At 73.0% G+C, this 9409-nt stretch carries 9 protein-coding genes and 2 pseudogenes; 4 read left to right on the top strand and 7 right to left on the bottom strand.

Going from position 1 to position 9409, the window contains the following annotated elements; genetic code table 11:
* Positions 1-157 precede the first annotated feature (157 nt).
* The 4 genes and pseudogenes from ACFW2Y_RS21470 to ACFW2Y_RS21455 all read right to left on the bottom strand — a co-directional run.
* Positions 158-715, bottom strand: a pseudogene (locus ACFW2Y_RS21470) (tyrosine-protein phosphatase); the annotation flags it as partial.
* Positions 716-774: 59 nt separating this feature from the next.
* Positions 775-1383 carry a helix-turn-helix domain-containing protein gene (locus ACFW2Y_RS21465; RefSeq protein ID WP_384881447.1) on the bottom strand — a complete coding sequence of 203 codons (609 nt, stop codon included), beginning with the start codon at positions 1381-1383 and terminating at the stop codon, positions 775-777.
* Between the two features lie 162 nt (positions 1384-1545).
* On the bottom strand, positions 1546-2241 hold the full coding sequence (locus ACFW2Y_RS21460) for a response regulator (protein ID WP_384881441.1): 696 nt from the start codon (positions 2239-2241) through the stop codon (positions 1546-1548).
* Positions 2238-3941 (bottom strand): ATP-binding protein, encoded by a 1704-nt coding sequence (locus ACFW2Y_RS21455; protein ID WP_384881444.1) that lies wholly within the window; start codon positions 3939-3941, stop codon positions 2238-2240. The genes ACFW2Y_RS21460 and ACFW2Y_RS21455 overlap by 4 nt, the downstream gene beginning before the upstream one ends.
* Before the next feature lie 131 nt (positions 3942-4072).
* On the opposite strand from ACFW2Y_RS21455, the gene ACFW2Y_RS21450 reads away from it, so the two are divergent.
* Complete coding sequence (locus ACFW2Y_RS21450) at positions 4073-5482, top strand: cation:dicarboxylate symporter family transporter (RefSeq protein ID WP_384881438.1); 1410 nt, start codon at positions 4073-4075, stop codon at positions 5480-5482.
* Between the two features lie 218 nt (positions 5483-5700).
* Here the strand turns inward: ACFW2Y_RS21450 and ACFW2Y_RS21445 are convergent.
* Positions 5701-6039: pseudogene (locus ACFW2Y_RS21445) on the bottom strand (aldo/keto reductase); the annotation flags it as partial.
* Positions 6039-6935 (bottom strand): NAD-dependent epimerase/dehydratase family protein, encoded by an 897-nt coding sequence (locus ACFW2Y_RS21440; protein ID WP_384881435.1) that lies wholly within the window; start codon positions 6933-6935, stop codon positions 6039-6041. The pseudogene ACFW2Y_RS21445 and the gene ACFW2Y_RS21440, both read right to left, overlap by 1 nt.
* Positions 6936-7002: 67 nt before the next feature.
* On the opposite strand from ACFW2Y_RS21440, the gene ACFW2Y_RS21435 reads away from it, so the two are divergent.
* Genes ACFW2Y_RS21435 through ACFW2Y_RS21425 form a run of 3 tightly spaced genes read left to right on the top strand, consistent with a single transcriptional unit; the run spans position 7003 to position 8330 of the window.
* Positions 7003-7527, top strand: coding sequence for an Lrp/AsnC family transcriptional regulator (locus ACFW2Y_RS21435; RefSeq protein WP_384881431.1), 525 nt, complete (start codon positions 7003-7005; stop codon positions 7525-7527).
* Between the two features lie 42 nt (positions 7528-7569).
* Positions 7570-7986 (top strand): MerR family transcriptional regulator, encoded by a 417-nt coding sequence (locus ACFW2Y_RS21430; protein ID WP_384881428.1) that lies wholly within the window; start codon positions 7570-7572, stop codon positions 7984-7986.
* Positions 7987-7991: 5 nt separating this feature from the next.
* The gene (locus ACFW2Y_RS21425) at positions 7992-8330 is read left to right on the top strand and encodes a thioredoxin family protein (protein ID WP_384881425.1); all 339 of its coding nucleotides are present in this window, start codon (positions 7992-7994) and stop codon (positions 8328-8330) included.
* A 368-nt stretch (positions 8331-8698) separates the two neighbouring features.
* On the opposite strand, the gene ACFW2Y_RS21420 is transcribed toward ACFW2Y_RS21425, so the two are convergent.
* Positions 8699-9391 carry a hypothetical protein gene (locus ACFW2Y_RS21420; RefSeq protein WP_384881422.1) on the bottom strand — a complete coding sequence of 231 codons (693 nt, stop codon included), beginning with the start codon at positions 9389-9391 and terminating at the stop codon, positions 8699-8701.
* Positions 9392-9409: the final 18 nt, after the last annotated feature.

Below are 9409 nucleotides of genomic sequence, written 5' to 3'. Positions count from 1 at the left end.
CGGACCGAGCCGTCCTCGGCGACCTCGATGTCATCGATGATCCGGACGCCGTGGCCGAGCCGGTCGGCGCCGCACCACTGGAGGGCCTGCCAGATGCCAGGAACAGCCGGATCACCTCTGCGGGTGCCCGGCCGTAGCCCGGCCAACGGGGCTCCCGGCCCGGGTGCGCCGCCCGCCAGTCGGCGATCAGTCGCTCCGTGGCCAGTTCGGTGAGTGCGAAGTCGGCGAGGACCTCCTCGTCCGGAACCTCCAGGAGGGAGAGGAGGACGGCCGCGAGCAGCCCCGTGCGGTCCTTGCCGGAGGCGCAGTGGAAGACGAGCGGTTCCCCGGCGGCGGCGATCAGCTCCAGGGCCGCGCGGAGTTCCTCCGTCCCGTCCTCGGCGACCTCGGCGAACCGGTCGGCGAGGTAGCGCCAGGGGTCCAGGGCCGGATCGATCGCCTCCTGGTCGTAGGGGCGGTGCTCGATCGAGAGGTTGTGCCAGGCGGCGACCTCGCCCTCCGGCAGCCGGCCCTTGGCCGCGATCTCCCACGGGTAGCGCAGGTCGATCACGGTGCCCACGCCCAGCGCGCGGAAGCGCTCCCGGTCGACGGGACCGGCGTCCGCGAGCTTGCCGAGCGAGTCGGCGCGGTAGAGGGTCGCCCACCGCACGGTTCCGCCGTCCGCGGTCCGGTAGCCGCCCAGATCACGGAAGTTGTGGAGGCGTTCGAAGGGCATGTGTCGTCTCACGGCGCCACTGTAGGGGGGCGGGCGCCCGTTGTGGGGGTCGGTGTCCGTCACGGGCCGACGGCGGCCCAGAAGTGGCCGATGATCCCGTCCAGATAGACGCGACCCTCGTCGCCGGTCGCCCCCGAGGCGCCCCAACTGCTGGTCGCCGCCATGCGGGCGTGGTACTCCGAGTGGAGCCTTTGGAGCGCGGACTCCACGGTCTGCCGGGACAGCGGCACCATCTTCACCGTCGGCTTCACATAGGCCTGCCAGCGGGTGGTGGCCGCGTCGCGGAGCAGTTCGGCGAGGCGGCCGTCACCCCCGGTCGCGGTGATGAGGGCGCGCGGATCGAGACCGAGGACCTCGGCGAGGGCGGCGGTCTGGCGCTCGGTGCCGCGCCAGCGGCCCTCGTCCTCCATCCGTTGGTACGCAGGGGTCGCCACGCCCACCAGGCGCGCCAGCTCCTCGGCGGCGAGCCCGCGCGCCACCCGGTGCTCGCGCAGCGTGGACGCGGCGGCGATCAGTTCTGCGGGGGAGCACCACAGGACGCCCGCGAGGGCGGTGAGCTCCTGCTCGTTGGGGATCGCCCGGCCGCGCTCCCAGGCGACCACGGTTTCGGGGGCGACGAGGATGCCGTACTGGGCGCGCAGGCCGTAGGCGACATGACCGGGGACCATGCCGAGGCCCTCGCGGAGGCGGCGGGCGGCCAGGGCGTCGAAGGGCGGGGAGGGTTGGTGCACCCGGACACGGTAGGTGCGGAGGGTGACGGCTGGCTACGGTGCGTTCCCCCAACGTGCGGGGTCGTAGGAACGTCGGAACCGACCGGTAACCGAGGGGTCTCAGCGACCGCGCGCCGGCCCGCCGAGCCAGCGGTACTGGAGCTCCGGACGTCCGACCTGGCCGTACTGCGGGGCGCGCACGGCGCGGCCTTCGGTGACCAGGTGCTCCAGGTAGCGGCGCGCGGTGATCCGGGAGATCCCGACGGCGGTGCCCGCCCCGGCGGCCGTCAGTCCCGTCGCAGCGGACCGGAGGGTGCGGGTGACCGCTTCGAGCGTCGGCGCGCTCAGGCCCTTGGGGAGCGCGGTGGCGTGGGGGGCCCGGAGCGCGGCGAGCGCCCGGTCCACCTCCTCCTGCCCCGAGGCCTCCCCGGTCGCCGCCCGGAACTCGGCGTACCGCACGAGCCTGTCCCGGAGCGTGGCGAAGGCGAAGGGCTTCAGGACGTACTGGACCACGCCGAGGGAGACGCCCTCGCGCACGATCGCCAGGTCGCGGGCGGAGGTCACGGCGATGACGTCGGCGGAGTGTCCGGCGGCCCGCAGGGACCGCAGCAGCTGGAGGCCGTGGCCGTCGGGCAGGTAGAGGTCGAGCAGGATCAGGTCGACCGGTGCGCGGTCGAGGCCCCGTACGGCGGCGGCCCGCGAGTGGGCGACCCCGACGACGGTGAACCCTTCGACCCGGCCCGCGTAGAGCGCGTGGGCGTCGGCCGCCACGGGATCGTCCTCGACGACCAGGACCCGGAGGGGTGCGGAGCTCATGCGATCGCCCCCGCGCCGGTGACGCCGGCACCGGGCCCGACGGACGCACGACGCCCGTCGCCCGAGTGCCCGTCGCCCGGGTGAGCGTCCCCCGGTGGCGCCCCCGTTCCTCCGGCTTCCGCGGGGAGCGGCAGTCGTACGGTGAACTCCGCGCCGCCCTCCTCGGCGTCCGCCAGGTGCAGGGTCCCCGAGGCGCGGGTGACCGCCTGGCCGACCAGGGCCAGGCCGAGGCCGCGACCGGGGCCCCGGGTGGACCAGCCGCGGCCGAGGACCGCTTCCCGGTCGGCGGGGTGCACGCCGGGGCCGCTGTCGCCGACCCGGAGCAGCAGCTCGCCGTCGCCCGCACGGGCCGCGACCGTCACCGTCACGCGTGCCCGGGGGGTTCCGCCCGCCGCTTCCACGGCGTTGTCGATGAGGTTGCCCACGATCGTCACCAGGTCCCGGGAGGGCAGCGCCGTCGACACCCGACCGTCATCGAGGTGGCTGTCCTCGGTGAGGACCAGTTCCACGCCCCGCTCGTTGGCCTGCGCCGCCTTGCCGAGCAGCAGCGCCGCGAGGACGGGCTCGCCGACCGAGTCGACGACCCGGTCCGTGAGCGCCTGGGCGAGTTCCAGCTCCGCCGTCGCGAACTCCACCGCCTCCGCCAGCCGGCCCAGTTCGATGAGGGAGACGACCGTGTGCAGTCGGTTCGCGGCCTCGTGCGCCTGTGAGCGGAGCGCTTCGGTGAAGCCCCGCTCGGAATCCAACTCACCTGACAGCGACTGGAGTTCCGTGCGGTCCCGGAGCGTCACGAGGGTGCCGCGCCGCTCCCCGCCGACCACCGGGCGGGTGTTGACGACGAGGACCCGCTCGGCCGTCAGGTGCGTCTCGTCCACCCGCGGCTCCGAGGACAGCAGCGCGCCGGTCAGCGAAGCGGGCAGCCCGAGCTCCGCGGCCGGGCGGCCGACGACCCCTTCGTCCAGGGCGAGCAACTCCCGTGCCCCGTCGTTGATCAGGGCGATCCGTCGCTGCCCGTCGAGCATCACGAGCCCTTCCCGGACCGCGTGCAGGGCGGCCTCGTGGTAGTCGTGCATCCGGCTCAGCTCGGTGGCGTTCATCCCGTGCGTGTGACGGCGCAGGCGGGCGTTCACCACGTACGTCCCCGTACCGCCGAGCACCAGCGCCGCGCCCGCCGTGACGAGCAGGGCGGTCACCTGCTCCCGCACCTGCTCGCTGATCTCGTCGATCGTGATGCCCGCGCTGACCAGGGCGACGACCCGGCCGTCGTCGAGGACGGGCGCCACCGTCCGCACGGAGGGGCCGAGGACGCCCCGGTGGGTCTCGGAGTAGATCCGGCCCTGCCGGGCCTGCGCGATGTGACCGAGGTAGGTGCGGCCGATCTGATCCGGTTCCGGATGCGTCCAGCGGGTGCCGTCCGGGGCCATCACCACCACGAAGGCGACGCCCGCGTGCCGGCGCAGCGCCTCCGTGTAGGGCTGGAGGACGGAGGTCGGGTCGGCCGAGCGCACCGCGGCGAGCACGGAGGGGGAGTCGGCGACGGCGGCGGCGGTCGCCGTGGCCTGGCGCCGCGCGGTCTCCTCCGCCTGCGCCCGGTCCGTGACGTACGCGAACACCGCACACCCCGTGACGACGAGGGCCACCAGCACGACCTGCATGGCGAAGAGCTGGCCGGCCAGGCTGCGGGGGCGGGGGAGGCGCAGGGGCATGCGGGTAAGTGTGCACGTGGGAACGCACGCGGGCGCAGCGCGTTCCCGAATCGTGCCCTTCCCCGCGGGGCCGGCCGCCCCGCCGTGAACGAAACGCACGCAACCGTGACCCGGGTCACAGGCTGATGGATAGTCGCGGAGGTCCACCGGGACGTGGACACCCATCAGCACGAGGAGGACCCGTGGCCGCACGCCGGGACCGCACCCATTACCTGTACCTGGCCGTCATCGGCGCCGTCCTGCTCGGCATCGCGGTCGGCTTCCTGGCGCCGGGCGTCGCCGTCGAACTCAAACCCCTCGGCACCGGATTCGTCAGCCTGATCAAGATGATGATCTCGCCGATCATCTTCTGCACGATCGTGCTCGGCGTCGGTTCGGTCCGGAAGGCCGCCAAGGTCGGAGCGGTCGGCGGCCTCGCCCTCGGCTACTTCCTCGTGATGTCGACCGTCGCACTCGCGATCGGCCTGCTCGTCGGCAACCTCCTGGAACCCGGCTCCGGACTGCACCTCACCCCGGAGATCGCCGAGGCCGGCGCCAAGCAGGCCGAGGGCGCCGGCGAGTCCACCGCGGACTTCCTGCTCGGCATCGTCCCCACCACCCTGGTCTCCGCCTTCACCGGGGGCGAGGTCCTCCAGACCCTCCTGGTCGCGCTCCTCGCCGGCTTCGCGCTCCAGGCCATGGGAGCGGCGGGGGAACCGGTCCTGCGCGGCATCGGGCACCTCCAGCGGCTGGTCTTCCGCATCCTCGGCATGATCATGTGGGTCGCGCCGGTCGGTGCGTTCGGCGCGATCGCGGCCGTCGTCGGCGCGACCGGTGCCGCCGCGCTCGCCTCCCTCGCCATCATCATGATCGGCTTCTATCTGACCTGCGGCCTCTTCGTCTTCGTCGTCCTCGGGACGCTGCTGCGCCTGATCGCGGGCATCGGCATCTGGTCGCTCCTGAAGTACCTGGGCCGCGAGTTCCTGCTGATCCTCTCCACCTCCTCCTCGGAGTCCGCGCTGCCCCGGCTCATCGCCAAGATGGAGCACCTGGGCGTCAGCAAGCCGGTCGTCGGCATCACCGTCCCGACCGGCTACTCCTTCAACCTCGACGGGACCGCGATCTACCTGACGATGGCCTCGCTCTTCACCGCCGAGGCCATGGGCGACCCGCTCTCGCTCGGCGAGCAGGTCTCGCTCCTCGTCTTCATGATCATCGCTTCGAAGGGGGCCGCGGGCGTCACCGGCGCCGGACTGGCGACCCTCGCCGGCGGGCTCCAGTCGCACCGGCCCGAGCTGGTCGACGGGGTGGGCCTGATCGTCGGCATCGACCGCTTCATGAGCGAGGCGCGCGCCCTCACCAACTTCGCGGGCAACGCCGTCGCGACGGTACTGGTCGGCACCTGGACGAAGGAGATCGACAAGGCACGGGTCACCGAGGTCCTCGCCGGACGGGTCCCCTTCGACGAGCGGACCCTCCTCGACGACCACGCCGCGGCCCCGCTCCCCGACCAGCGCGCCGAGGAGGGCGACGAGAAGGCCCGCGCGGGAGTCTGACCCCCGCCCGCCCCCGCCAGGGCCTCCCCGCGGCGACGACCCGCCGGCCCGCACCGCCCCCGCGCCGCCGGGACGGCGGACCCGGGCCCCCAGAACCCCGAGTCCCGGGTCTTGAGCCGGATCCGGGCCTCGGCCCGGCGGGTGCCTCCGGCCCCGGTCGGAGGCACCCGCTCGTGCGGGCGTCCGACGCGGCCACCTCCGCCGCCGAGCCGTCACGCCGAGGCCTCCGCCGCCCGCCGTAGGTGCTCGGGCCTGCCGTCCGCGGTCCAGCCGCCGTCCGCGGTCCGCCCCCGCCCGCCCTTCGTCGCCACGAGCACGTCGTCCGTACGGCCCGGACGGGAGGCGAGGGCCCGTGCGACGGGCAGTTCGCCCTCACCGTGCGTGCCGCCCGGCAGGTGGTGGGAGTCGGCGGTGTCGAGGAGTGTCACCCCCGCGTCGAGGGCGGCGCGCACGGTGGCGACGGCCCTCCGCCCGTCGGGCCGGCCCTCGACGGAGAGCGGCATCGTGCCGAGCCCGACCGCCCCGACCTGCACGTCCCCCGGCATCCGGTGCCGCATCAGCGCCCCGCTCCGACGGTCTCGGCGACGGCCCGCCCGAGCCATGCGCGGGAGTCGCCGAAGGAGTAACCGAGCGAAACCGCACGGGAATTGTCCATGCGGTACCCGCGGGCGAAGGAGAACGGCGAGACCTCGCCGCCCTCCACCCGTCGGAAGACCGTCCGGCCGCCCACCAGCTTCTCGACCTCCGCGCAGATGTCGGCCGTGGTGAGCGCGCCGTGGGAGTGCGCGTTCACGGGGCCGGTGAAGTCCGCCTCGACCGACCACGCCAGGAAGGCGGCGATCTCCTCCACGTACACGTAGGTCGCCGGGTGGTTGACCACCGGCACGGCGATCGGTTCGCCCGCGCGGACCCGCCGCGCGTAGTGGTCGAGCCGGCCGGTGAAGTCGTCGGCGCCGCCGAGCACGTGCGCCACCCGCACCGAGGCCCAGGCGAACGGCGCCCCGTCCGCGAAGACGGCCTCGGCCTGCCGCTTTCCCTCGCCGTAGTGCGCCGCCAGGAACTCGTTTTCCTCCCAAGGGAGTTCGGTGTCGACGGCGACCGCGCCCAGGTCGAGGGCGGACTCGACGACGGGGGCGGGCGAGTCCCGGTCCGCGTACACCTCCACGGTCGAGGTCATCAGGTACCGCCGGGTGCGCGTCGCGAACACCCGGCGGGCGACCTCGGCCTGGCGCGGGGTGTAACAGACCTGGTCCACGACGACGTCGAAGGAGCGGCCGGCGAGCACGGCGGAGAGCGCGTGCTCGTCATCGCGGTCGGCCCTCAGGTGCTCGATTCCCCCGGGGGCGGCCCTGGAGCCCCGGTTGAGCACCGTGACCCGGTGCCCGGATTCCCGCAGCCGCGCAATGAGCCGCTTTCCGACGTAGCGGTTTCCGCCGATGACCAGAACGTCCATCAATCCCCACTCCCTTGCCTTCCTGCACAAGTGTTACGTTGTGCGACCGTTCGACGAAGGGGGAAACATGGGAGTCCAGGTCGCCGGGCCGAAAGAACCTCGGAATGCGCGCGGTACCGCCGACGAAACCTCGGCAGCGGCCTTCGACCCCATTGACCGGCAGCTCCTGGACCTCCTGCAGACCGACGGTCGGATCAAGCTCAGTGAGCTCGGCCGCCGGGTCCGGCTCAGCCCCGCGGCCGTCACCGAACGGGTCCGCCGGCTGGAGGCGAGCGGGGTCGTCACCGGTTACGGGGCCCACGTCTCCCCGGCCCGGCTCGGCTACGGCATCCAGGCGTTCATCCGGGTGAACCCGCACGGCGGCTACACCCTGAAGCACCCCCGCACCCTGGAACTGGTCGCGCGCCCCGAGGTGCTGGAGGTCCACCACGTGGTCGGCGAGGACTGTTGGATCCTCAGGGTCGCCGTCACCGACACCATCCACCTCGAAGAGGTCCTGGAGCAGACGTCGGCGCTCGGTCGGACCACCACCTCGATCGTGCTGTCCTCCCCGGTGGTCCGCAAGCCGCTCCTGCCGCAGGCCCCGCACTGATCCCTTGCCCTGACGTCGGGGTCAAGGCCTACGGTCGTGGCCATGCGCATCGGAGAGCTGGCCGAGCGGGCCGGAACCACCACCAGGACCCTGCGGTACTACGAGTCCCGTGGTCTCCTGACCGCCCGGCGCACGGACCTGGGGTACCGCACGTACGACGAGGACGACCTGCGGCTCCTCCAGCAGATCAGGACCCTGCAGGACTTCGGGTTCGCGCTGGAGGAGACGCGGCCGTTCGTCGACTGCCTGCGTGCGGGGCACCCGGCGGGGGATTCCTGCCCCGCGTCCATCGCCGTCTACCGGCGGAAGGTGGCGGAGCTGGACGCGCTCATCGCCCAGCTCCAGGAGGTGCGCACCCAGGTGGGTGCGCAGCTGCTGCGGGCCGAGGCGGAGCTTCCGCGGGGTCCGGAGCCCCGGTGCGAACTCGGAGCGGTGACGGAGACGGACACGGAGGGATGACGGGGATGACGACGCATGCGGAGGGCGTGGCGGAGGTCACGGACGCGGACTTCGAGGGGGAGGTGCTCGGTGCCGGGCTGCCGGTCCTGGTGATGTTCACGGCACCGTGGTGCGGGCCGTGCCGGCAGTTGAAGCCGGTGCTCGGCGCGATCGCCGAGGAGGAGGCGGGGCGGCTGCGGATCGTGCAGATCGACGTGGACCGGAACCCGGAGACCAGCCTGAGGTACGGGGTGCTCGCCACCCCGACCCTGCTGGCCTTCCGGGCGGGCGAGCCCGTGAAGTCCCTCGTCGGCGCCCGTCCGAAGCGCCGCCTCCTGGAAGAGCTGGCGGACCTGTGGGACTAGACGAGTGAGTTCCAGGTGCTGGTCAACCCCCACGCGGCTCGGGTCGCGGGGTGCGTTTCTTCTCAGGGCCCGATGGACTGCGCATCTAGGGGAAGGCGCAGCTCGCCGATCCACGGGACGGCCTGCGCCGCCGCGCGGACGTTCTGGGCCTCGGCCGTCGTCGAGCAGGTCGGGCGACTACGTCCCTCGAAAGGAAGCGCACCCCTTTCGCGACCCGGCAAGCCCCTGGCAACGCACCTCGGACGAGAACACGGACGGCCTGCTGCGGCAGTGCTTTCCGGGCGACGCGTACTGCGCCGGGGCGGCGGAGATCGAGGTCGCGGCCCGGTGGGTGGACCGGAGGGCCTCGGCGCAGGAAGCCCGGCGGGTCACACTCCGCCTGCGGCGCTGCGGCGCAGACGGTGGTGTGTCAGACCCGCCGTGTACACCACCACGGGTACGGCCACGGTGGGCACGCTCCACCACGGGATGCCGATCCACACCGCTGGCAAGCCCACCCCGAAACAGACCGTGGTGATGGTGATGAGCAACCGCTTGCCGTACGGATTCCAGGTGAAGGGCTCGTAGTCACAGGGCCTGACAAGACGCACCGCACCGAACACGAAGACCTGAAGCGCGACGAGCGCGGCGAGCAGGCCGACGGCAGCGTTCATCTGGAGCTCGTCACGGGGCGCCTGGGAGGTGTTTTGCCGCACGCCGTCCTTGCTGAGCACCACGATGTCGCGCCGCCAGACGGTGGCTGTGACCTGGTCGCCGGGTTCGAGCCGCTTCAGGAGCGGCCCTGGGTCACCGAAGAACACGGTTCCCCGCCAGGAATCCTGATCCGTCAGGGTCGCCTTGTAGGAGGAGTCCTTCCCGGCGGTCTTGCGGACGGTCTCCTCTACGGTGAGACGCCAGGTGCTCAGACAGTCCGTCCGGCCCTGCCCCATTGCGCGGGAGGAGCACGACTCGGCCGCGCGGTAGTCCTGGTAGCGCTTGCTGTCGTAGGGCAGCCACCAGGCGAACGCCGAGTAGCAGGCTGCAGCCGCTATCAGGGACAGCAGGATCAGCAGCGCGCCCATGAACCGCGTCCGGCCCGG

Origin of the sequence: Streptomyces sp. NPDC058877, assembly GCF_042742855.1 — a bacterium.
Lineage (GTDB): Bacteria > Actinomycetota > Actinomycetes > Streptomycetales > Streptomycetaceae > Streptomyces.
This window is presented reverse-complemented; position numbering and strand designations above follow the sequence as displayed.